Origin of the sequence: Anaerostipes hadrus ATCC 29173 = JCM 17467, from assembly GCF_030296915.1 — a bacterium.
Classification (GTDB): domain Bacteria; phylum Bacillota; class Clostridia; order Lachnospirales; family Lachnospiraceae; genus Anaerostipes; species Anaerostipes hadrus.
In genome coordinates this window covers 2,056,412-2,076,936 of sequence record NZ_AP028031.1, presented here as the reverse complement: position 1 = coordinate 2,076,936, position 20,525 = coordinate 2,056,412, and the positions used below count along the sequence as shown (strand labels likewise).

General features: G+C 37.8%; 24 protein-coding genes. 21 read left to right on the top strand and 3 right to left on the bottom strand.

What is annotated here, in order from left to right:
- Positions 1 to 46 precede the first annotated feature (46 nt).
- From QUE18_RS09990 to QUE18_RS09960, 7 genes are all read left to right on the top strand, one after another.
- Positions 47 to 448 carry a LysM peptidoglycan-binding domain-containing protein gene (locus QUE18_RS09990; RefSeq protein ID WP_015530337.1) on the top strand — a complete coding sequence of 134 codons (402 nt, stop codon included), beginning with the start codon at positions 47 to 49 and terminating at the stop codon, positions 446 to 448.
- 124 nt (positions 449 to 572) lie between these two features.
- Positions 573 to 1,505, top strand: coding sequence for a magnesium transporter CorA family protein (locus QUE18_RS09985; RefSeq protein WP_009265146.1), 933 nt, complete (start codon positions 573 to 575; stop codon positions 1,503 to 1,505).
- A 25-nt stretch (positions 1,506 to 1,530) separates the two neighbouring features.
- A complete protein-coding gene (locus QUE18_RS09980) occupies positions 1,531 to 2,400 on the top strand; it encodes a rhomboid family intramembrane serine protease (RefSeq protein WP_009203022.1) in 870 nt (289 codons plus the stop codon).
- Between the two features lie 46 nt (positions 2,401 to 2,446).
- A complete protein-coding gene (gene pyk / locus QUE18_RS09975; RefSeq protein WP_009203021.1) occupies positions 2,447 to 3,889 on the top strand; it encodes a pyruvate kinase in 1,443 nt (480 codons plus the stop codon).
- Positions 3,890 to 3,995: 106 nt separating this feature from the next.
- A complete protein-coding gene (locus QUE18_RS09970) occupies positions 3,996 to 4,313 on the top strand; it encodes a hypothetical protein (RefSeq protein WP_008391638.1) in 318 nt (105 codons plus the stop codon).
- Positions 4,310 to 5,293, top strand: a complete 984-nt coding sequence (locus QUE18_RS09965) for a DUF2953 domain-containing protein (RefSeq protein WP_009203020.1) — start codon at positions 4,310 to 4,312, stop codon at positions 5,291 to 5,293. The genes QUE18_RS09970 and QUE18_RS09965 overlap by 4 nt, the downstream gene beginning before the upstream one ends.
- Before the next feature lies 1 nt (position 5,294).
- The gene (locus tag QUE18_RS09960) at positions 5,295 to 5,666 is read left to right on the top strand and encodes a GerW family sporulation protein (protein ID WP_008391634.1); all 372 of its coding nucleotides are present in this window, start codon (positions 5,295 to 5,297) and stop codon (positions 5,664 to 5,666) included.
- A 510-nt stretch (positions 5,667 to 6,176) separates the two neighbouring features.
- Here QUE18_RS09960 and rpmB read toward each other — a convergent pair.
- The gene (rpmB, locus tag QUE18_RS09955; protein ID WP_008391631.1) at positions 6,177 to 6,362 is read right to left on the bottom strand and encodes a 50S ribosomal protein L28; all 186 of its coding nucleotides are present in this window, start codon (positions 6,360 to 6,362) and stop codon (positions 6,177 to 6,179) included.
- Between the two features lie 193 nt (positions 6,363 to 6,555).
- On the opposite strand from rpmB, the gene QUE18_RS09950 reads away from it, so the two are divergent.
- From QUE18_RS09950 to QUE18_RS09915, 8 genes are all read left to right on the top strand, one after another.
- Complete coding sequence (locus QUE18_RS09950) at positions 6,556 to 6,912, top strand: Asp23/Gls24 family envelope stress response protein (RefSeq protein WP_008391628.1); 357 nt, start codon at positions 6,556 to 6,558, stop codon at positions 6,910 to 6,912.
- A gap of 6 nt (positions 6,913 to 6,918) precedes the next feature.
- Positions 6,919 to 8,580: a DAK2 domain-containing protein gene (locus tag QUE18_RS09945; RefSeq protein ID WP_009203019.1), complete on the top strand. Its 1,662-nt coding sequence runs from the start codon at positions 6,919 to 6,921 to the stop codon at positions 8,578 to 8,580.
- An 83-nt stretch (positions 8,581 to 8,663) separates the two neighbouring features.
- The gene (recG, locus tag QUE18_RS09940; protein ID WP_009203018.1) at positions 8,664 to 10,694 is read left to right on the top strand and encodes an ATP-dependent DNA helicase RecG; all 2,031 of its coding nucleotides are present in this window, start codon (positions 8,664 to 8,666) and stop codon (positions 10,692 to 10,694) included.
- A 15-nt stretch (positions 10,695 to 10,709) separates the two neighbouring features.
- Complete coding sequence (locus QUE18_RS09935) at positions 10,710 to 10,982, top strand: acylphosphatase (protein WP_008391623.1); 273 nt, start codon at positions 10,710 to 10,712, stop codon at positions 10,980 to 10,982.
- 134 nt (positions 10,983 to 11,116) lie between these two features.
- Positions 11,117 to 11,338, top strand: a complete 222-nt coding sequence (locus QUE18_RS09930; RefSeq protein ID WP_008391621.1) for an alpha/beta-type small acid-soluble spore protein — start codon at positions 11,117 to 11,119, stop codon at positions 11,336 to 11,338.
- A 228-nt stretch (positions 11,339 to 11,566) separates the two neighbouring features.
- Positions 11,567 to 12,124, top strand: a complete 558-nt coding sequence (gene rsmD / locus QUE18_RS09925) for a 16S rRNA (guanine(966)-N(2))-methyltransferase RsmD (RefSeq protein ID WP_009203017.1) — start codon at positions 11,567 to 11,569, stop codon at positions 12,122 to 12,124.
- A 3-nt stretch (positions 12,125 to 12,127) separates the two neighbouring features.
- Positions 12,128 to 12,607 (top strand): pantetheine-phosphate adenylyltransferase, encoded by a 480-nt coding sequence (gene coaD, locus QUE18_RS09920; RefSeq protein ID WP_008391617.1) that lies wholly within the window; start codon positions 12,128 to 12,130, stop codon positions 12,605 to 12,607.
- A 13-nt stretch (positions 12,608 to 12,620) separates the two neighbouring features.
- Entirely contained in the window at positions 12,621 to 13,229 is a 609-nt protein-coding gene (locus tag QUE18_RS09915; protein WP_009265138.1) for a hypothetical protein, read from the top strand.
- Here QUE18_RS09915 and QUE18_RS09910 read toward each other — a convergent pair.
- Together QUE18_RS09910 and QUE18_RS09905 are read right to left on the bottom strand one after the other, a co-directional pair.
- A complete protein-coding gene (locus QUE18_RS09910) occupies positions 13,215 to 14,126 on the bottom strand; it encodes a hypothetical protein (RefSeq protein ID WP_009203016.1) in 912 nt (303 codons plus the stop codon). The two genes, QUE18_RS09915 and QUE18_RS09910, sit on opposite strands and share 15 nt — an antisense overlap.
- A gap of 48 nt (positions 14,127 to 14,174) precedes the next feature.
- Entirely contained in the window at positions 14,175 to 15,386 is a 1,212-nt protein-coding gene (locus tag QUE18_RS09905; RefSeq protein ID WP_009203015.1) for a tRNA(Met) cytidine acetate ligase, read from the bottom strand.
- 273 nt (positions 15,387 to 15,659) lie between these two features.
- Between QUE18_RS09905 and pta the strand changes: the two genes are divergently transcribed.
- From pta to rnc, 6 genes are all read left to right on the top strand, one after another.
- Positions 15,660 to 16,673, top strand: a complete 1,014-nt coding sequence (pta, locus tag QUE18_RS09900; protein WP_008391609.1) for a phosphate acetyltransferase — start codon at positions 15,660 to 15,662, stop codon at positions 16,671 to 16,673.
- A gap of 26 nt (positions 16,674 to 16,699) precedes the next feature.
- Positions 16,700 to 17,890 carry an acetate/propionate family kinase gene (locus QUE18_RS09895; protein WP_009203014.1) on the top strand — a complete coding sequence of 397 codons (1,191 nt, stop codon included), beginning with the start codon at positions 16,700 to 16,702 and terminating at the stop codon, positions 17,888 to 17,890.
- Between the two features lie 127 nt (positions 17,891 to 18,017).
- Positions 18,018 to 18,527 (top strand): YceD family protein, encoded by a 510-nt coding sequence (locus tag QUE18_RS09890; RefSeq protein WP_015530336.1) that lies wholly within the window; start codon positions 18,018 to 18,020, stop codon positions 18,525 to 18,527.
- A 5-nt stretch (positions 18,528 to 18,532) separates the two neighbouring features.
- On the top strand, positions 18,533 to 18,718 hold the full coding sequence (gene rpmF / locus QUE18_RS09885) for a 50S ribosomal protein L32 (RefSeq protein WP_008391606.1): 186 nt from the start codon (positions 18,533 to 18,535) through the stop codon (positions 18,716 to 18,718).
- 94 nt (positions 18,719 to 18,812) lie between these two features.
- A complete protein-coding gene (gene plsX / locus QUE18_RS09880) occupies positions 18,813 to 19,820 on the top strand; it encodes a phosphate acyltransferase PlsX (protein ID WP_008391605.1) in 1,008 nt (335 codons plus the stop codon).
- Between the two features lie 7 nt (positions 19,821 to 19,827).
- Positions 19,828 to 20,514: a ribonuclease III gene (gene rnc / locus QUE18_RS09875; protein ID WP_008391604.1), complete on the top strand. Its 687-nt coding sequence runs from the start codon at positions 19,828 to 19,830 to the stop codon at positions 20,512 to 20,514.
- The last annotated feature ends 11 nt before the right edge of the window (positions 20,515 to 20,525 follow it).

Here is a 20,525-nt window from a genome sequence, read left to right as displayed (position 1 = left end):
AAATAATTGCAAATAGGAATATTATCTAAAAAAATCGGAGAAAATAATGGAAACAAGGGAATGCTGCTGCATATTCTATAAAAAAAGCGAAGGAATGCCAAGAATGATGCAGACAAATTCGTGTAAAGGGACAGTGTATGTTGTAAAGGAAAAGGATAGTTTATATAAGATCGCGAAAGCACATGGTGTCAGGGTAAAAGATATCATGAGACAAAATCCTTTTGTAAATGTATATAATTTACAGATTGGAGATGAATTATGTGTGCCTGGATTTACGAACGTGATCGAAGGAGCTTTCATTCCATATGTTGTAAAAAAAGGAGAAACAATCCTTGATATAGCCAAGATGCACAAAACAACAGTGGAAAATTTAGCAAAAAGTAACAAAAAAATTAGGGAGTTAACACTTCCAGTTGGTACAGTACTGTTAATTGACAAAGCAAAATGAGTTATTTATAATGGAATAGGTAAAAGTTTGGAATTTTAGATATTTCAGATGATAAAACAGGATTCATAGAGTCCTGTTTGTGGGGAACTTATGGACAAGGTACTTCCATAGAAAGGAGCGGACAATGATCAAGTATTATCGCACGATGGATCACCAGATTCATGAAATCAGTGAACCTATGGAAGGAACCTGGATATCGTTAATTCATCCCACAGCTGCAGAACTTGCGAAGATCGCAACAGACTATAAGATTGATATAGATGACTTAAGAGCACCACTGGATGAAGAAGAACGTTCTCATATCGAAGTGGAAGAAGGTTATACTTTATTTATCGTAGACGTTCCGACAACAGAAGAGAGAAAGGAAAAAGAATACTTCCTGACGATTCCATGTGGTATCATCCTGACAGAGAAAGTGATCATTACGGTCTGTCTGGAAGATACAGCAGTGTTAGCAGACTTTAAGAATGGAAGGGTTCGAAATTTCTGGACATTTAAAAGGACAAGATTTATCTTGCAGATCCTTTATCGGAATGCATCCTTGTATCTGCAGTATCTGCGAATCATTGATAAGAAGAGTGATTCTGTTGAGAAGCAGCTTCATATTTCAACAAAGAACCAGGAACTGATCGAGCTTCTGGAATTAGAGAAGAGTTTGGTTTACTTCTCTACATCCCTGAGATCAAACGAACTGGTGCTTGAGAAGATGTTAAAGATTGATAAGATCAAACAGTATCCAGAAGATGAGGAATTACTGGACGATGTTATTATAGAGAATAAACAGGCGATTGAGATGGCAGACATCTACAGCAATATCTTAAGTGGTACGATGGATGCATACGCATCTGTTATCTCAAACAACCTGAATATTGTAATGAAGGTTCTTGCGATCATAACGATCGTTATGTCGATTCCGACGATGATCGCGAGTTTCTGGGGAATGAATGTTCCAGTACCACTGGCACATTCAGCACATGGATTTTTGATCCTTGTGATCGTATCCTTGATCCTTACGATCTTTGGAGGATATATCCTTGGAAAGAAAAATATGTTTTAATTTTTGATGATAAGAAAGGTTTTTTATGTGGCTTAATAAACTGGAAGAGAAGTTTGGCAGATATGCGATACCGAATCTCCCTAAGATCATTGTTTTATTGTATGCAGTCGGTTTTGTGATCGCCAATATATCACCACGATTATATAGTTTACTGGAATTGAATCCGTATCTGATCTTGCATGGACAAGTCTGGAGAATTGTGACATTCCTGTTGATCGGACCAGAGACGAATTTGATCTTTGTAATATTTGTATTGTTATTTTATTACTCGATCGGAAGCTCATTAGAGCAGGTATGGGGAACATTCCGATTCAATATGTATTATCTGATCGGAGTTTTAGGAACGATCGTTGGGGCATTTTTAACTTATGCGATTCTTACATTCGCATATGGAGAAGGCTATGGAGCGTTTGTTAACATGGATACTTTTTATCTAAACATGACGTTATTTTTAGCATATGCGTCTATGTTCCCAGAGATGGAAGTATATTTGTATATGATCCTTCCAATCAAGGTAAAATGGCTTGGATACTTAGATGGATTATATTTAATCTACATTTTTTTAAGTTCAGGCTTTACAGTTGCCGGAATTTCGGTTAAAGTATCTATAGTTGCAGCTTTGTTAAATTTTCTACTATTTTTCTTCTCTATGAAGAAGATTCGAAGAATGGGAGCAAACTTCAAGGCTAAAACAATACATAAGAAGAAGGCGAGAGCGTACAAAGCTAAGACGATCACGCCAAAGAAGAAGAATGGTGCGATGCACGAATGTGCAGTGTGCCACAGAACAGAACTTGACGATCCAGAATTGGAATTTCGTTATTGTTCAAAATGCGATGGGAATTATGAATATTGTCAAGATCATTTATTTACCCATAAGCATGTGAAAAGGTGAGTTGTTTATTATTTAAATATATTTTTGAAACCAAAGGAGAAAAATTATGCTAACCAAGAAGACAAAAATCATTTGTACAATGGGACCTGCAACAGACGACGATGAGGTATTAAAAGACCTGATGCGTTCAGGAATGGACATTGCCCGTTTAAACTTCTCTCATGGAGATCATGAAGAGCAGTTAGGACGTATCAAGAGAATTAAGAAGTTCAGAGAAGAACTGAATTTACCAATCGCTATTTTACTTGATACAAAAGGACCAGAGATCCGTACAGGATTATTAGAAACAGATGATGATGTTGAATTAGTAACAGGTCAGGAATATACACTGACAACAAGAGACATCAAAGGAAATAATGAAATTACCAGCATTACATATGCGGAACTTCCACAGGATGTAGAAGCTGGAAACACAATCCTGATCGATGACGGATTAATTGGGTTAAAAGTTAAAGAGATCAAAGATGGAACAGATATCGTATGTGACGTTATCAACGGAGGACTTTTAGGAAGCCGTAAGGGTGTTAACGTACCTAACGTAAGAGTTAACTTACCATCTATCACAGAAAAAGATAAAGCAGATATCGAATTCGGTCTTGAGAATGGAATCGACTTCATCGCAGCATCATTCATCCGTAATGCAGAAGCTGTAGAAGAGATCAAAGATATCATCGGTGCACATAACATGCATGTTGGTGTAATCTCTAAGATCGAGAACATGGAAGGTGTTGAAAACATTGATGCGATCATCGATGCATCTGCTGGTATCATGGTTGCTCGTGGTGACCTTGGTGTTGAAGTACCTGCTGAAGAAGTACCTTTCTTACAGAAAGAGATCATCAGAAAATGTAACGATGCATTCAAACCAGTTGTTACAGCTACACAGATGTTAGATTCTATGATTCGTAACCCACGTCCAACAAGAGCTGAGGCTACAGACGTGGCAAATGCGATCTATGATGGAACAGATGCGATCATGTTATCTGGAGAAACAGCAAAAGGTAAATATCCAGTAGAAGCTGTTAAGATGATGAATCAGATCGCAATCTCAACAGAAGTTCACTTAAGCACAAAGATCAAAGATTACAGATCTAAATATATCAATCGTGGAATTTCAGCAGCAGTTGCTTATTCTGCAGTACAGACAGCACACAATGTAAATGCAAAATGTATCTTAGCATCAAGTATGTCAGGATTCACAACAAGAATCGTATCTAAATTCAAACCAGATGCACAGATCATCGGTCTGTCACCAGATGATGCGATCGTACGTCAGATGCAGATCTATTGGGGAGTACGTCCTTTCAAATCTCACAAAGCTGAGACAACAAAAGATCTGTTAGATGAAGCAACAGATATCGTATTAGATGCAGGACTTGCTGAGAAAGATGATATCTTAGTCTTAACAGGTGGTGGACCAGCTAACCATCGTGGAAAAGGTGTTACAAACATGCTGAAAGTTGTAAAAATCGGCGAATTTGGCGAGTAATCGACAACAATATATGTTAAAATGGGGATGTAGTAATACATCCCTTTTTGTTTTATCAGGAATTTTATCAGGAATGAATGGGGAGAATTTTCAGGAGGAAAAATGAGTGAAAGTTTCAGAACGTGTATACATATCAGAGATATTAAAATTACAAAAGAAACGTCTATTTTGTAAAATACAAGAAAAGAAATCAATTTCAAGATTGTACTGTATTACACTGCCGCTCTGGAACAGTGCATTTCTGGAAATATATCCATATAATGAACTATTATCCGATATCCACGAAGGAAAAGATATCACGATCGTAGGAATGGCAGCAGGACGAGATGATGCAGTTGTTATGTTAAGACGCATGATCAATGATCTGTATCATAAAGGAGAACTTGAGGATGTAACAACATATTTTTGTGGGGAAGATAAATGAGTATACTATTTTTAATATTAAAGATCATAGGAATCCTGATCCTGATACCGATCGTGTTATTGTTGATCCTTTTGATCTTCCCGATCTGTTATCAGATCGAAGGAGATTTTGATGGGAAGAGTCCCAAAGCACAGGTAAAAGTATCATGGGCAGTTATATTTTTACGTGCAAAAGCATTCTATGAAGAAGAGCTGAATTTTGGAATCAGGATTTTTGGAATACCGATTTATGATTCAAGGAAAGAACACTGGTCTGTATTTGGAGAGCATAAAAAGAAAGATAAGAAAAAACATAAGAAAAGATCAGACTCTAAAAAGAAACAAAAAAATAAAAAAAACAATAAGAAACGAGTAGAAAAGAAAAAAAGTACATATCCTTCTGAAGATGAAGATGTATATAATCTCACATGGGATGAAAAAGAAGAAAGAACAAAGACATCAACAACAAGAAAAATGTACGAAAGATCAGAAGATAAGATATCAGAATCTAAGATAGACAAAACAACAGATAAAGAGAAAGAGTTTTTTGGCAAAAGAATCGTGAATTTTCTCAAAAAATGTTATAATAGATGCAAGAATTTCATAACAAAGATCCGTAAGATCACAAATAAGATGGAAATGATCGGAGATCTATTGGAAGATGAGGATATCATTGATGCAGTGAAGCGGATCAAGAGATATGGAGTGAATGGGGTAAAGCTGTTACTTCCACAGAAACTAAATGCAAAGATTATATTTGGATTCGAAGACCCATATTACACGGGAAAAGTCTTAGGCTGGACCGCTGCATTGATTCCAATCTACGGTGATCATATCAATATCACACCAGATTTTGAGAAGAGAATCTTGAAAGGAGAGCTAAAGATCAAAGGAAGGATCCGAAGATACAAGATCTTATATTTGTTATGGAAAGTATATAAAGATAAAGATGAATTGATCAAACAAAAAGACCGAGCAATAAGAATGATAGGAGGCAGTTAAAATGAGCAAAGAAAATTTAAAAGATACCATGGGTTCACTATTTGACGGTATGGAAGGATTCTTAACATCAAAAACGGTCGTAGGAGAACCAATCTACATCAAAGATACGATCATCTTACCATTAGTTGACGTCTCCTTCGGAATGGGAGCAGGAGCTTTCTCTGGTGATAAGAAGGACAAGAGCGGTGGTGGAATTGGAGGAAAGATGACTCCAAGTGCAGTTCTTGTCATTAAAGATGGACAGACAAAACTTGTGAATATTAAGAATCAGGAAACAATCGTGAAATTACTGGATATGGTACCAGATGTGATCGATAAGTTTACGGGGAAGAATGAGACATTAGAAGATATTGTGGATGATCTTGAAAAGTAAAATTTGATTGTCTAACAGAAATGTATTGAGTATTCATAAAAACATAAAGAAAGATAGAGCTACGAAAAACGAATTCTATGGAATTCTATCATTTCGTACCTCTATCTTTCTTTATGTTTTTATGAATACCTGAAGACATTCTTTTATAAAATTAAGAATTTTCAAACGGAAAGGTGTGTATGTTAAACATTATTAGTTTTCAATTTTTGTAGTGGTAGACAGATGTTTATAATATTCCACCATTAATTTCCGTCATTCAAACCAGAATTTTGGAATACATATGTACAAAAAGGATCTTCAAATATGAAACGAGTCTGGGCCATCGCTTTTTTCTTTTTCTCATTGGGCTTATTTACAGGATTCTGGATCACTCACGATCCGATGAAAATAGTTATCTGTATCGGATGTGATATCACAGCTTACTGTCTATTCTTTAAATAACGCTTGAAGAAAAAAAAAGAGTTGGAATAAATTCCAACTCTTAGTGGTTTCTTATATGATCAATCAAGACTAAGCACGTTCAACCTTACCAGATCTTAAGCAAGAAGTACAAACGTACATTTTCTTAGCTGCTCCGTTAACTTTAACTTTAACAGATTTGATGTTAGATTTCCACATTTTATTTGATCTTCTATGTGAATGGCTCACTGCGTTTCCAAAATGAGCACCTTTGCCACAAATAGCACATTTTGCCATGTTAGCACCTCCTTATTCCAATCTCTATTCCTGTTTCATTCCAGGCTCGACAACTATTTCATTCTAACAGATTGATTTATAAAAATCAAGAATAAATTTGCTTTTATTTTAAATCATTTTTTGAAACACTAGACTTAGGTGGTTTCATAATGTATAATCGAAATATATGAATTCTCGTTTGGAGGTATAATTTATGAAAGGACATGTGAATACAAAGAATGGAGAGATCTCCATTGAAAATCAGGTAATTGCGAAATATGCCGGAATCTGTGCTCTTGGATGTTTTGGTATCGTAGGGATGGCAATGGTGAATATGAAAGATGGGATCGCCAAGCTGTTAACAAGAGATAATATCAGAAAAGGTGTATTTGTTTCTGTAAAGAATAATAAGATCACGATAGACTTCCATATTATTGTATCTTATGGAGTTTCTATTTCTACAGTGGCAAGTAACCTTATGGAATCTGTAAAGTATCGTGTAGAAGAATTTACAAGCCTTGAAGTAGAACGGATCAATATTTACGTAGAGGGCGTAAAGGATATAGGATAATAGATAATGGAGGCAAAGATTAAGATGAAACAGATAGATGCAGCTTTGCTGCAGAAGATGTTGATTGGCGGAGCCAAGAGATTAGAGGCGAATAAAGAATATATTAATGAACTGAATGTATTCCCTGTGCCAGACGGTGATACAGGAACGAATATGACAATGACAGCTCTTGCAGCTGCTAAAGAAGTTGGGAACGCAGCAGAAGTGACAGTGAAAGAAGTAACAAGAGGATTATCAAGCGGTTCTTTAAGAGGAGCCAGAGGTAACTCAGGTGTTATTCTATCCCAGTTATTCAGGGGATTTTATAAAGGTGTCAAAGATCAGGACGTATTAACAACAGAAACTGTTGCAGTAGGATTTAAGAAGGCAGTAGAGACAGCTTATAAAGCAGTTATGAAACCAAAGGAAGGAACAATCCTTACGGTAGCGAAAGTAACAGCAGAGAAGGCAGTATATTGTGCAAGGAATACAGAAGATTTTGAAGAATTTGCTCAGGTAGTGATCAAGGAAGCGAACGAGATTCTTCAGAAGACACCAGAGATGTTACCAGTTCTGAAAGAAGCAGGAGTGGTTGATTCAGGTGGACAGGGACTTGTGGAATTCCTACAGGGTGCTGTTGATGCTTTAATGGGTAAAGAAGTTGATTTAAGCAGTGTTGAGAAGACAGCAGTTAAACCAGCAGCAACAGCAAGTGAAGCACCATTAGAAGAGAAAGATATCAAATTTGGTTATTGTACAGAATTTATCGTTATGACGAAAGAAGAGATTTCCATGGAAGAAGAACAGAAGTTTAAAGATTTCTTAATGGGAATCGGAGATTCTATCGTGGTTGTTGCAGATGAAGATATCATTAAAGTACATGTTCATACAAACCATCCTGGAAAAGCGATCGAGAAAGGTCTCACATATGGAGAACTTACGAATATGAAGATTGATAATATGAGAGAAGAACACAGAGAACGTTTAAATCTCACACAGGCAGAAGAAAGCAAACCAGAAGAACCTAGAAAAGACTTTGGATTTGTGGCAGTATCGATCGGCCAGGGAATGAATGATATTTTCCGTGAGTTAGGTGTAGATTACCTGATCGAAGGTGGGCAGACCATGAACCCTAGTACTGAAGATATGTTGAATGCGATCGAGCAGGTGAATGCAGAGACTGTATTTATTTTGCCAAATAACAAGAATATCATTCTTGCAGCGACACAGGCACAGTCTTTAGTGGAAGATAAGAATGTAGTGATCATTCCGACAACAACAGTTCCACAGGGAATCTCAGCGATCATTGGATTTGATCCAGAAGCAGATGCCGAAGAGAATGAAGACAACATGAAAGACATCATTGAATGCGTGAAGACTGGAGAAGTTACTTATGCAGTCAGAGATACATCCATCAATGGTATTACGATCAAGGTCGATGATATCATGGGAATCGATGATGATGGGATCAAGAAAGTCGGACAGGATGTCGAGAAAGTCACGTTAGAATTACTAGAAGAGATGGTAGATGAAGACAGCGAACTGATCAGTATTTACTATGGAGAAGACACAACCAAAGAACAGGCAGAAGCATTACTTGAGAAAGTAGAAGAAACATATGGTGACTGTGATGTACAGTTAGAATATGGCGGACAGCCAATTTATTATTTCTTATTATCAGTAGAATAAGAGAAGATGGGAAATCCCGCTTGATGGCGGGATTTCTTTGCTTTTCGTGAGAATATGATAAAGAATTTTGAAGGAGACAGAAGATGGATGGCACAACAAATATCATAGAATTAAAAGGAATTGGGGAAAAGAGTGCGACAGCTTTTGGACGACTTGGAATCCGTGATGTAGACAGTCTGATCACGATGTATCCAAAGTATTATCTTACCTATGAAGATCCCAAAGATGTCAATGAGATCGAGATTGGCCAGAGAGTATCTATTTTCGTTCGTATCAATTCGGAAGTTCATATTCAGTATGCAAAAAGAATGAAGATTGTTACATGCACAGCGAAAGATCATACAGGAACGATCATGCTTGTCTGGTACAATATGCCATATTTAAAGAAACAATTACATCAGGGAAGAGATTATATATTTACGGGAACTCCGATCTATAAAAATGGACGGATCACGATGGAACATCCAGAGATCTTTACACAGGAAGATTATGAAGCTAAACAGGAGACATTGCAGCCAGTATATCCATTAACAAGTGGACTTACCAATAAACTTGTTTCTAAGGCTGTGGCACAGACAAAAGACTATATCTTTCATATTCCAGAATATCTTCCGCAAAATATTTTAGATCAATATCAGCCAATGGAATATCATCAGGCAATCTGGAATATTCATTTTCCGGAATCAAAAGAGCAGTTGATCAAAGCAAAGAAAAGGTTGATCTTTGATGAATTTTTTATTTTTATCGCAGCGATGCATATGATCACATCAGGAGAAGATCTCAAGGAAGAAGGATACAAGATCGGGGTCTGCAAGGAAGCGAAAGAACTGGTAAAGAATCTTCCATATGAATTGACTACAGCGCAGAAAAGAGCGTTAAATGAGATGGCAAAAGACATGGCGTCTGGTAAGGTTATGAATCGTCTGGTACAGGGTGATGTAGGATCTGGAAAGACGATCCTTGCGGTTATTTTATTATTAATGTGTGCCAAAGCAGGATACCAAGGGGTTTTGATGGCGCCAACGGAAGTGCTTGCAGCTCAGCATTATGAATCATTTACAGAACTTTTAGAATCTTATGATATAAAGATCGCATTGCTGACAGGTTCCACAAAGGCAAAAGAAAAAAGAGAAACCTATCAAAAGATCAAAGATGGAGAAGTAGATATTGTGATCGGAACTCATGCGGTCATTCAGGATAAGGTGGAATATAACAAGTTAGCATTAGTTATCACGGATGAACAACATCGATTTGGAGTAAGACAAAGAGAAAGTTTATCGCTAAAAGGTGAGAAACCACATGTACTTGTTATGAGTGCGACACCAATTCCAAGAACATTGGCGATCATTTTATATGGTGATCTTGATGTATCGATCATCGATGAACTGCCGGCAGAGCGGTTGCCGATCAAAAACTGCGTAGTCAACACAAGTTACCGCCCGACGGCATATCGTTTCATTGAGAAACAGGTCAGTCAGGGAAGACAGGTATATATTATCTGTCCGATGGTCGAAGAAAGAGAGACGATGGAAGGAGAAAATGTCATTCAGTATGCGCAGATGTTAAGAAGCCAATTTGCACCATCGGTAAGGATCAGTTACCTTCATGGAAAGATGAAGGCAGCGGACAAGCAGAAAGTCATGGATGATTTTTCAGAAGGCAAGATTGATGTTTTAGTATCAACAACGGTTGTTGAAGTCGGGGTGAATGTGCCAAATGCAACGGTTATGATGGTGGAGAATGCAGAACGTTTTGGACTTGCACAGCTTCATCAGTTAAGAGGACGTGTCGGACGTGGCGGCTATCAGTCCTATTGCATTTTTATGACGAGTTCCAAGAAGAAAGAAACGATGCAGCGTCTTGAAGTGTTGAATAAATCAAATGATGGATTTTATATAGCAAATGAAGACTTAAAACTTCGAGGACCGGGTGATTTCTTCGGAGTCAGACAAAGCGGGATGATGGATTTTGTTCTGGCAGATATCTATACCAATGCAGATATTATGAAACAGGCAGCTGATGCGGTAAAACAACTGGAGGAAAGCGGATTTGATTTTTCGAATTTGAAGAACAGCAGATTAGAAAAACAGATCGGGCTTGCAAGGAATATATAATAGGAGGTATATCGTATGGTACGTTTTTATTTAAGATTTACAGGAAGAGTCCAAGGAGTAGGATTTCGTTTTTTTGTAGCGATGAATGCAGAAAGATGTCATTTGACAGGATGGGTGAAAAATATGTCTGATGGATCAGTGACAGCAGAAGTTCAGGGAACCAGAGTTGAAATTGAGAAATTTTTAAATTTGATCCAGACAGGAAATCGTTTCATTCGAGTGGATGAAATCGAGAAAGAAGAACGTCCATATGAAGAAAATGAGAAAAGATTTCATGTTCGTTATTAAAATGATGTAAGTGTCAAAAAATAACAATCCATAAAATGCAACATCATGTAAAAACTCCCAGTGTATCTTTTGTACGCTTGCATATACTATGAGCGTAACAGATAACAAAACAAAAGAAATGGAGGACTTTCAACATGGAAGAACGAACTTCAGCAAGAAGCAAAGGAACAAACAGAGTCGAGGTACCAGAAGCGAGAGGAGCCTTAGACAGATTTAAGTTCGAAGTTGCAAATGAGATCGGTGTGGATTTAAAAGAAGGATATAACGGACACTTAACAACTGCTCAGGCAGGATCTGTCGGAGGAGAGATGGTTCGTAAAATGATCCGCAGACAGGAAGAAGAAATGTCTCGCTAATTAGATAAGATGATGTATCCGGATTGCGAAATTGCGTAGCAATGAAGCAATCCTCAAACATCATAAGATTTCAGAAAGAGGCAGTGAAAGTATAAACTTTGACTGTCTCTTTCTGAAATATTGGTTTGTCGGTTGACAAAATCTGTAGATATAATAAAATAAAAGAAATAGTGAGCAAAAGTGGAATAACTTTGCAAAGCAAATAAAAGACAAGGAATATACATAGATATGAGAGTCGTAGCAGGAAGTGCGAAGAGTTTAAAATTAAAGACGATCGAAGGAATGGAGACAAGACCAACCCAGGATCGCATCAAAGAGACGTTATTTAATATGATTCAGTATGATATCCCGGGAAGTACATTTCTGGATCTTTTCTCTGGAAGTGGAGGAATCGGGATCGAGGCATTGAGCAGAGGAGCAAAGGAAGCTTATTTTGTTGAGAAAGCAAAACCTGCATTGAGATGCATTCGAGAGAATTTAAGATATACAAAGCTTGATAAGAAAGCACAGGTTCTGGCAACAGATGTGAATTCAGCGATCAGGCAGTTAGAGACGAAGAATGTAACATTTGATCATATTTTTATGGATCCTCCATATAAGAAAGGATTTGAAGAAGAAGTATTATCAATCATAGATCGATCCTCTATCTGTACAGAAGATACGGTAGTTATCGTGGAATCGTCTCTTGACACAGAGATACCAGATTTTGAGAAATTAAAGGTTATAAGAGTAAAAGAATACAAGACAAATAAACATACATTTTTGATGAAAATAGTGGAGGATTAGAAGATGAGTATTGCAGTTTATCCGGGAAGTTTTGACCCGGTGACTTATGGACATATTGATATTATAGAGCGTTCAGCCAAGGTTTTTGACAAGCTGATCATCGCAGTATTGGTAAACAGTGCAAAGAAACCAATGTTTACAACACAAGAGAAGGTTGATATGATACGAAAAGTGACAAGTCATCTTGATAATGTAGAGGTTATGTCATTTTCTGGATTGTTGGTAGACTTTGCAAAACAACAGGGAGCCAGTGTATCAGTCCGAGGACTACGCGCAGTAACTGATTTTGAGTATGAGATTCAAATTGCACAGACAAATGCGAGATTGGATAAAGACTTAGATACCATGTTTTTTACAACCAGCATTGAGTATTCTTATGTAAGTTCCACGATCGTAAAGGAAATTGCATCTTATCATGGAGATGTTTCTGAGATGGTACCGCCTTACGTACAAGAATGTCTTGAGAAGAAATTTAAATCATAGGAGGCGAATGAATATGAGTGAGAAGTATTTACATGAGATGATTGATGATATTGAAGTACTGATCGACGAAGCAAAACCAGCAAGATTTAGTCCAGGTAAGATTATGATCGAGAAAGATGTATTGATGACAGTGATCGAGGAATTAAGGAAGCAGATTCCAGGTGAGATTGAACGAAGCCATAAGATCATTCTGAACAAAGATGCGATCTTGGAAGATGCCAGAGTGAAGTCACAGCAGATGATCGATCAGGCAGCAAGAGATGCAGGAGAATTGATCGATCAGAATGAGGTCGTTGAGATGGCAAAGATGAGAGCGAATGAGATTGAAACTCACGCCAAAGATACAGCAAGAAGTGTTGTACATAATGCGAATGAAGAAGCAGATCAGATCCGTGCAGGTGCATTGCGCTATGTCAATGAGATCATGGAAGATGTACAAGGTTATGTGGCAAGTGTCAAAGAAGCACAGGAGAGTGTGTTTAACCAGTTGTTATCCGCATTAGATTCAGATCTTGCATCGATTAAAACGAATGCGAAAGAGATAGAAGAACAGCTTTCCGGAGTCAGTATTCCACAGGCAAGAACAAGAACGGTAGAAGATTTCATTTCAGATGAAGACTAGATAAGCAAGTAGTCCGCTTGAAACACTAAAAAGAGATCTTATGAGCAGATATTTCCAGAGGGAGAGTCTGCTCTTTTTGTATACACTTAAAGTCTGCACGGCAGCAGACAACCCGCCAAAAGAAGTGATCATACACAATAATATGACTTTGCGGCTGATAGACATATGGGAAGAACCAAAATAGGAGATGGCATTTGTGATTTCAAGAACAGCGGTCAATCCTCTTTTTAAATAGAAAGGAAGTGGAAGAATTTCTAAAATAGAAACGGCAATTGAAAAGATCATAATACAGATTCCGATCATGAAAATGGAATGAAGACTATCAAAGATTACCTGATCTGCTGATTTTTTGTGTGCAATGGTGGGAGAAGAGTGGTGTGTATGTAGAAAATCGCTTGTAAAAAATAAAAAGACCAGATAGATCAGATAACACATGACAGGAAAATACAGGCAAAAGAAAAAGCGCAGAGCAGAAATTTTGCCATGAAGGATCAATGTAAGAGTATATCCAGCAGAGAACATGGGACTGATCTGATTGCAGGTATATAATAGCTTTTCTCCTTCAGATTTCGTAAAAGATCCACAAGAAATAAAATCATCAATGATCTTCGCACCGAGGGGACATCCACAAAAAAAACCTAGAATACAGGTGTAAAAAAAGTCCTCATTGATACCAGGAAAAAGTTTTTTGAGGGGGTAAAAGAGCCGGGAGATCAGATGGAACGTTTGGTAATATTGCATAAAACCAGTGAGCAGTAAAAAAGGTAAAAGAGTCGGTGTGATCGTTGCAGACCATAAAATCAGCCCATTTTTTGCGCCTTGGACCGATGTTTGTGGAAAAAATAACAAGGAAAGAACACTAAAAATAAGTAAAAACTGGATAAAACTGGTTTTCATGAAAAATCTCCCGCTTTCTTTTTATAGTGTATGAAGCGGGAGGTGAAACTAGAAGATGATCTGCTCATCTTTTATGATCGTATGAAATTTCTGTCCGATCACGGTACGATATAACTGGTTGGCACGTTGTTCTGTAGATAATAATTCTTCTTGATCTTTGGATAAAGGATCATTCATAACACGCAGATGGCGGACCATAGGGATGGAAGATTTTCTTTTGATATTCCCAATCAGGAAGGAAGCAGAACGTTTGAAACCTAGAATCTGAAAATAAGGAGACATATCGTAAGTTCGTACTTTTTCAACCTTTTCTTTTGTTATATCAAGCATGATATGCAAAAGATTTCTGCTTATTTTACTCCAGGTGAGATTTTTGGTCTTACAGGCACTGATCAGTTCTTCAAAAGAAAGATCAGATTTTAACATCTTAAAAATACGGTCCTTAAAATCGCTTGAAATACCGCTGATCTGTGTAAGATCTTCGCAAGAATAAATAGCTGCATGTAAAAGCAGAGAAAAATCATCCAGGCAGACAGGAAAATCTTTTTGATAATGCATCTGATAGATATCATGCAAAGCTTCAGGGACTCTTGAGAATAAAGGGCTTATCTGGTTTTGTTCTAAGATTTCACGGATGGATGTTGCAGAAGAAATCGAAGGTGTCAACTCCTTGCTGTGATGATCGTTTGAAACACGGGTAACACAGACGGGAATGATAGGGCTGTCTAACTGTAGCAAAGCTTTTAAATATTCAATCCCAAGAATATTATTCGGCTGTTTTAATACTTCAATCAAAGAAGTATCATCAAGATGCTCTCTAAGATAAAGTTCTTTTGCTTTCGGATAAGAATGTCCGAGACTCATAAGCTCTTTTGTACCACGCTCGATTTCTTCTTCATATTGGATAAGAAAGGATGCAATCTGCTTAAGTTTGTTAATATCTTGACACTCACTTCCAAAAGAAAGGTAGTCGATCACCCCTAGTTTGTGAAGCAGACTGACAGCTCCAATTGCAAAATCAGGGGCAGATGAACATGCTGCAAATAAGGGGAGTTCGATCACGAGATCGGCACCTCCAAGAAGGGCAGACTTGGTACGTATTTTTTTGTCCATAACCGCCGGAGTTCCGCGCTGTACATAGTTTCCACTCATGATGGCAATGACGCAGTCTGCACCCGTGATATTCCTTGTCTGCATGATGTGGTATTTATGACCATTGTGAAATGGATTGTATTCGCAAATGATAGCTGCTGTTTTCATAAAATATCCTTTCGAGATTCCTTATTTGAATCGTTTATTTTGTAAATGTATTATAAATCACAAATGAATAAAAGTAAAATTGCACAAAAAATGAAAAATGAGCAACAAGTATCTTGTCAGAGAAAACAAAAAAATGTAGAATAGAATATAGATTTTTCTGGAAATGTACAACGAAAAATACAAATACTATTATTGTATACAAAGAAATGATGTTGTATAATTTAACAAGATTAAATTCATCTTTTTGGAAAGTTGAAAGGAGCAACGCGAAAAATGAGTGTTATTGATGAGATTAAAAACAAGGCAAAAGCAAATAAGAAAACTGTTGTACTGCCTGAAACTACAGACATGAGAACATTAACAGCAGCAGCAGAGGTTATCAGTGAAGGGATCGCTGATATTATTTTAGTTGGAAAAGAAGACGAGATTAAGGCAAAAGCAGAAGCAGAAGGATTAGATTTAGCCAAAGCTTCTTTTGTTGATCCAGAGAACTGTGATCATTTAAATACATATATCGAATCTTTATGTGAAGCAAGAAAGAGCAAAGGACTGCTTCCAGAAGATGCAAAAGAGATCCTGTTATCCAACCCACTGTTCTTCGGAGCAACAATGGTAAGAGTTGGAGATGCAGACGGAATGGTAGCAGGAGCGATCAACTCTTCTGCAAACGTACTTCGTGCAGCACTTCAGGTTGTTAAGACTGCACCTGGTACAGAAATCGTATCAGCCTTCATGTTAATGGATACACAGGCTAAAGATATGGGTGAAAACGGATGTTTCGTATTCGCTGACTGTGGACTGAACCAGAATCCAAATCCAGAACAGTTAGCAGCAATCGCTTCAAGCTCAGCTAAGACATTTGAGCAGTTGATCGGAGCAACACCTAGAGTTGCAATGTTATCCCATTCTACATGTGGAAGTGCAAAACATGACGATGTAACAAAAGTTGTAGAAGCAACAAACATCGCTAAAGAAAAATACCCTCAGTACCTGATCTGTGGAGAATTACAGCTTGACGCAGCGATCGTACCAGAAGTTGCAGCAAGTAAGGCTCCAAGAAGTGAAGTTGCTGGTAAAGCGAACGTATTAGTATTCCCAGACTTAGATGCTGGTAACATTGGATATAAATTAGTACAGAGATTAGGTGGAGCACAGGCATTCGGACCTATCACACAGGGAATCGCAAAACCGGTCAATGACTTATCACGTGGATGTGTAGCATCAGATATCGTTGGTGCAGTAGCGATCACATGTGTACAGGCAGCAGCACTGGAAGCAGATAAATAAGAAAAATATAAGGAGAATCATAGTTCATGAAAGTTTTAGTTATCAACTGCGGAAGCTCATCATTAAAATATCAGTTAATCGATTCAGAGACAGAAAGTGTTTTAGCAAAAGGATTATGTGAAAGAATCGGAATTGATGGAGCATTAACACATCAGCCAGCGGGAAAAGACAAGATCAAATCTACACCAGCTATGCCAGATCATAAGACAGCGATCGGAATCGTTATCGACCAGCTGACAGATAAAGAAAACGGAGTTGTAGAAAGTCTTGATGAGATCGGAGCTGTAGGACATCGTATTGTTCACGGTGGAGAGAAATTCACAAAATCATGCCTGATCACAGATGAAGTTATCAAAGAAGTTGAAGAATGCAGCGTATTCGCACCACTTCATAACCCAGCGGGACTGATCGGAGTTCGTGCATGTCAGGAATTAATGCCAGGACTTCCAATGGTAGCAGTATTTGATACAGCATTCCATCAGACAATGCCAGAGAAAGCATTCTTATATGGTATTCCTAGAAAATACTACGATGAAGATGGTATCCGCCGTTATGGATTCCACGGAACATCTCATCAGTTCGTATCTTTAGAGACAGCAAAAGTCTTAGGAAAAGATATCAAAGACTTAAAGATCATCGTATGCCATTTAGGAAACGGTGCAAGTGTTACAGCAGTCAAAGGTGGAGAATCAGTAGATACATCTATGGGATTAACACCACTTGAAGGACTGATCATGGGAACACGTTCTGGAGATCTTGATCCAGCAATCATCGAATTTATTGCGAATAAAGAAAACAAAACAGCATCTGAAGTATTAAATATCTTAAACAAAGAATCAGGAGTTTACGGGTTATCAGGAGTATCTTCTGACTTTAGAGATGTAAAAGCAGCAAGAGCTGAAGGTAACAAAGTTGCAGCTGCAGCATTAGATGCATATGCATACCGTGTAGCAAAATACATTGGAGCTTACACAGCAGCTATGAATGGTGTTGATGCGATCGCATTTACAGCAGGACTTGGTGAGAATGATGATATCACACGTAAAGCAATCTGTGAATATCTTGGATATTTAGGAACAGAACTTGACGAAGTGAAGAACGATGTTCACGGAGAAACAGCGATCATCTCTACAGATGATTCTAAAGTTACACTGCTTTGTGTACCAACAAATGAAGAATTAATGATCGCAAGAGACACAGTAGCCCTTGTCAAATAATCATTTCATAAAAAATAAAGCTTGTTAAAATGTGCTTCTGGATTGTTTTTTTAAAAGTAAGGAAAATTACTTGACAAACCAGAAGCACATTCGTATAATAGTACAGTATGAAAATTTAGGAGATCGTATGAAGATTCAATTATCAAAAATTATTTCAGTACCTAAATATGAAGAAACCGTCGAAGCGTCAATCGATCTGAATGAGATTAAGCTTAAAGGTGTGTCTTATCCTATTCGAGAGAAGAATGATTTTTCGATTGTTTTTAGAAATATTGGAAAGGATAAGATATCATTTGCATTTGAGACAGAAGTCACGCTTGGAATTCCATGTAGCCGATGTCTTGAAGAAGTGAGTTATCCGGTTTCCGTGCAGGTGACGAAAGAATTAGATTTTTCGGATCTTGATGAAGAAGATTCTTCATATATCGAGGACAAGTATCTTGATCTTGATATACTGATCTTCGATGAAGTTGTTCCAAAACTTCCGTCCAGAGTGTTATGCAAAGAAGACTGCAAAGGACTTTGTCCGGTGTGCGGAACGAATCTGAATGAAAAAGAGTGTGGCTGCGATCGTACGGTGGCAGACCCTCGTATGGCAGCGATTCAGGATATTTTTAAGAATTTTAAGGAGGTGTAAAACCAATGTCAATTTGTCCAAAGAATAAATCATCCAAAGGAAGAAGAAACAGACGTAGAGCAAACTGGAAGATGACTGCTCCAACACTTGTAAAATGCAGCAAATGTGGTGCTCTTATGATGCCTCACAGAGTATGTAAAGCCTGCGGATCTTACAATAAAAAGGAAATTGTTTCAGCACACGCTGAATAATGGTAAATGAAGAGAAATGCCATACGTTTAGGCTTTTTAAGAAGGTTTAGGCGTGTGGCATTTCCTATTTTTAAGAAAAGGAGTAACAGGTCATATGGAGAAATTAGTGAAAGTGGCAGTTGATGCCATGGGTGGAGATCATGCACCAGGAGAAGTTGTAAAAGGTGCCGTTGATGCTGTGAATGAAAAAAACAATCTGAAAGTATTTCTTGTAGGAAAAGCACCAAGGATTCATGAAGAATTAAGCAAATATCAGTATAAAAATGAACAAATTGAAGTTGTGAATGCAGAAGAAGAAATTTCTTGTGACGAATCACCAGTAGAAGCGATTCGTAAGAAGAAAGATTCTTCCATGGTGGTCGCCCTGAAAATGGTAAAGGATAAGACTGCAGATGCATTTGTATCAGCTGGAAGTTCAGGAGCGATCCTTGTTGGAGGACAGTTTGTTGTTGGAAGGATCAAAGGGATCAAGAGAGCACCACTGGGAGCAGTGATGCCAACAGCCAAAGGTCCGATGTTATTAGTCGATGCTGGAGCGAATATGGATGCGAAAGCGGAATATCTGCTTCAGTTTGCACAGATGGGATCTATCTATATGGAAGATGTTCTTGGAATCAAAAACCCAAGAGTTGGACTTGTCAATGTCGGTGTGGAAGAAGCCAAAGGAAATCAGCTGGTAAAAGAAACAGGTCCATTATTAAAGGAATGTGAAAATATCAATTATATCGGAAGTATCGAAGCAAGAGAAATCCCATACGGTGCAGCGGATGTTGTTGTATGTGATGCATTTGCAGGAAATATCGTTCTGAAACTGGAAGAAGGATTAGCAGCAGTGTTAGTCAGTCAGATCAAAGAAGGAATGATGTCAACATTAAAGAGTAAGATCGGTGCACTATTAGCAAAACCAGCATTAAAGAAGACGTTAAAGAAATTTGATGCTTCTGAATATGGTGGAGCGCCATTACTTGGATTAAATGGATTGGTTGTAAAAGCACATGGATCTTCAAGTGCAAAAGAAATGAAAAATGCGATCATTCAGTGTATCGCATTTGCCGAAGAAGATATTACGCAGAAGATCAAAGACCAGATTGTGAAAGGATAAGAAGAAAATGGATGCAAAAAGTGTGGAAGAATTTCAAGAGCAGATAGGAATTAAATTTCATGAGCCATCCCGACTTTGGAATGCCTTCATTCATAGTTCCTATGCAAATGAACGAAGAATGAGCAAAGATAAGAATAATGAACGTCTCGAATTTTTGGGAGATGCAGTTCTTGAGCTGGTAACAAGTAATTATCTGTATCGCACATACCAGAAAGAATCAGAGGGAAAGTTAAGCAAGATCAGGGCGAGTCTTGTATGTGAGCCGACACTTGCAGGATGTGCAAGGGATATCAACCTTGGGAAATATGTTCTCTTAAGCAAAGGAGAAGATATGACAGGTGGAAGATCAAGAGATTCCATTCTTTCTGATGCATTTGAAGCTGTGATCGGTGCGATTTATTTAGATCAGGGAATCGAAACAGCAACAAAATTCATTGAGACATATTTATTTAAAGATGTAGAAAATAAAGTTCTGTTTTTCGATGCAAAGACGAATCTTCAGGAGATTGTTCAGGGAGAAGGAAAAGGACGATTAAAATATGTGCTTGTTGGAGAAGAAGGTCCAGATCACGCCAAAATCTTTACGGTAGAAGCACGTCTTGGAGAGAATGTGATCGGAACAGGATCAGGACATAGTAAAAAGTCAGCAGAACAGCATGCTGCATTTGAGGCGATCAAACGCCACAAAAAATAACACGAAACAGA

Excerpts from the sequence above, each read along its gene's own strand:
- plsX (WP_008391605.1), top strand. The coding sequence starts at position 18,813 with ATGGAGAAATTAGTGAAAGTGGCAGTTGATGCCATGGGTGGAGATCAT.
- QUE18_RS09945 (WP_009203019.1), top strand. The coding sequence starts at position 6,919 with ATGGAGGCAAAGATTAAGATGAAACAGATAGATGCAGCTTTGCTGCAG.
- coaD (WP_008391617.1), top strand. The coding sequence starts at position 12,128 with ATGAGTATTGCAGTTTATCCGGGAAGTTTTGACCCGGTGACTTATGGA.
- QUE18_RS09990 (WP_015530337.1), top strand. The coding sequence starts at position 47 with ATGGAAACAAGGGAATGCTGCTGCATATTCTATAAAAAAAGCGAAGGA.
- rpmF (WP_008391606.1), top strand. The coding sequence starts at position 18,533 with ATGTCAATTTGTCCAAAGAATAAATCATCCAAAGGAAGAAGAAACAGA.
- pta (WP_008391609.1), top strand. The coding sequence starts at position 15,660 with ATGAGTGTTATTGATGAGATTAAAAACAAGGCAAAAGCAAATAAGAAA.
- QUE18_RS09930 (WP_008391621.1), top strand. The coding sequence starts at position 11,117 with ATGGAAGAACGAACTTCAGCAAGAAGCAAAGGAACAAACAGAGTCGAG.
- pyk (WP_009203021.1), top strand. The coding sequence starts at position 2,447 with ATGCTAACCAAGAAGACAAAAATCATTTGTACAATGGGACCTGCAACA.
- QUE18_RS09960 (WP_008391634.1), top strand. The coding sequence starts at position 5,295 with ATGAGCAAAGAAAATTTAAAAGATACCATGGGTTCACTATTTGACGGT.
- QUE18_RS09985 (WP_009265146.1), top strand. The coding sequence starts at position 573 with ATGATCAAGTATTATCGCACGATGGATCACCAGATTCATGAAATCAGT.
- QUE18_RS09895 (WP_009203014.1), top strand. The coding sequence starts at position 16,700 with ATGAAAGTTTTAGTTATCAACTGCGGAAGCTCATCATTAAAATATCAG.
- QUE18_RS09890 (WP_015530336.1), top strand. The coding sequence starts at position 18,018 with ATGAAGATTCAATTATCAAAAATTATTTCAGTACCTAAATATGAAGAA.
- rpmB (WP_008391631.1), bottom strand. The coding sequence starts at position 6,362 with ATGGCAAAATGTGCTATTTGTGGCAAAGGTGCTCATTTTGGAAACGCA.
- QUE18_RS09980 (WP_009203022.1), top strand. The coding sequence starts at position 1,531 with ATGTGGCTTAATAAACTGGAAGAGAAGTTTGGCAGATATGCGATACCG.
- QUE18_RS09965 (WP_009203020.1), top strand. The coding sequence starts at position 4,310 with ATGAGTATACTATTTTTAATATTAAAGATCATAGGAATCCTGATCCTG.
- rnc (WP_008391604.1), top strand. The coding sequence starts at position 19,828 with ATGGATGCAAAAAGTGTGGAAGAATTTCAAGAGCAGATAGGAATTAAA.
- QUE18_RS09915 (WP_009265138.1), top strand. The coding sequence starts at position 12,621 with ATGAGTGAGAAGTATTTACATGAGATGATTGATGATATTGAAGTACTG.
- recG (WP_009203018.1), top strand. The coding sequence starts at position 8,664 with ATGGATGGCACAACAAATATCATAGAATTAAAAGGAATTGGGGAAAAG.
- rsmD (WP_009203017.1), top strand. The coding sequence starts at position 11,567 with ATGAGAGTCGTAGCAGGAAGTGCGAAGAGTTTAAAATTAAAGACGATC.
- QUE18_RS09905 (WP_009203015.1), bottom strand. The coding sequence starts at position 15,386 with ATGAAAACAGCAGCTATCATTTGCGAATACAATCCATTTCACAATGGT.
- QUE18_RS09910 (WP_009203016.1), bottom strand. The coding sequence starts at position 14,126 with ATGAAAACCAGTTTTATCCAGTTTTTACTTATTTTTAGTGTTCTTTCC.
- QUE18_RS09935 (WP_008391623.1), top strand. The coding sequence starts at position 10,710 with ATGGTACGTTTTTATTTAAGATTTACAGGAAGAGTCCAAGGAGTAGGA.
- QUE18_RS09950 (WP_008391628.1), top strand. The coding sequence starts at position 6,556 with ATGAAAGGACATGTGAATACAAAGAATGGAGAGATCTCCATTGAAAAT.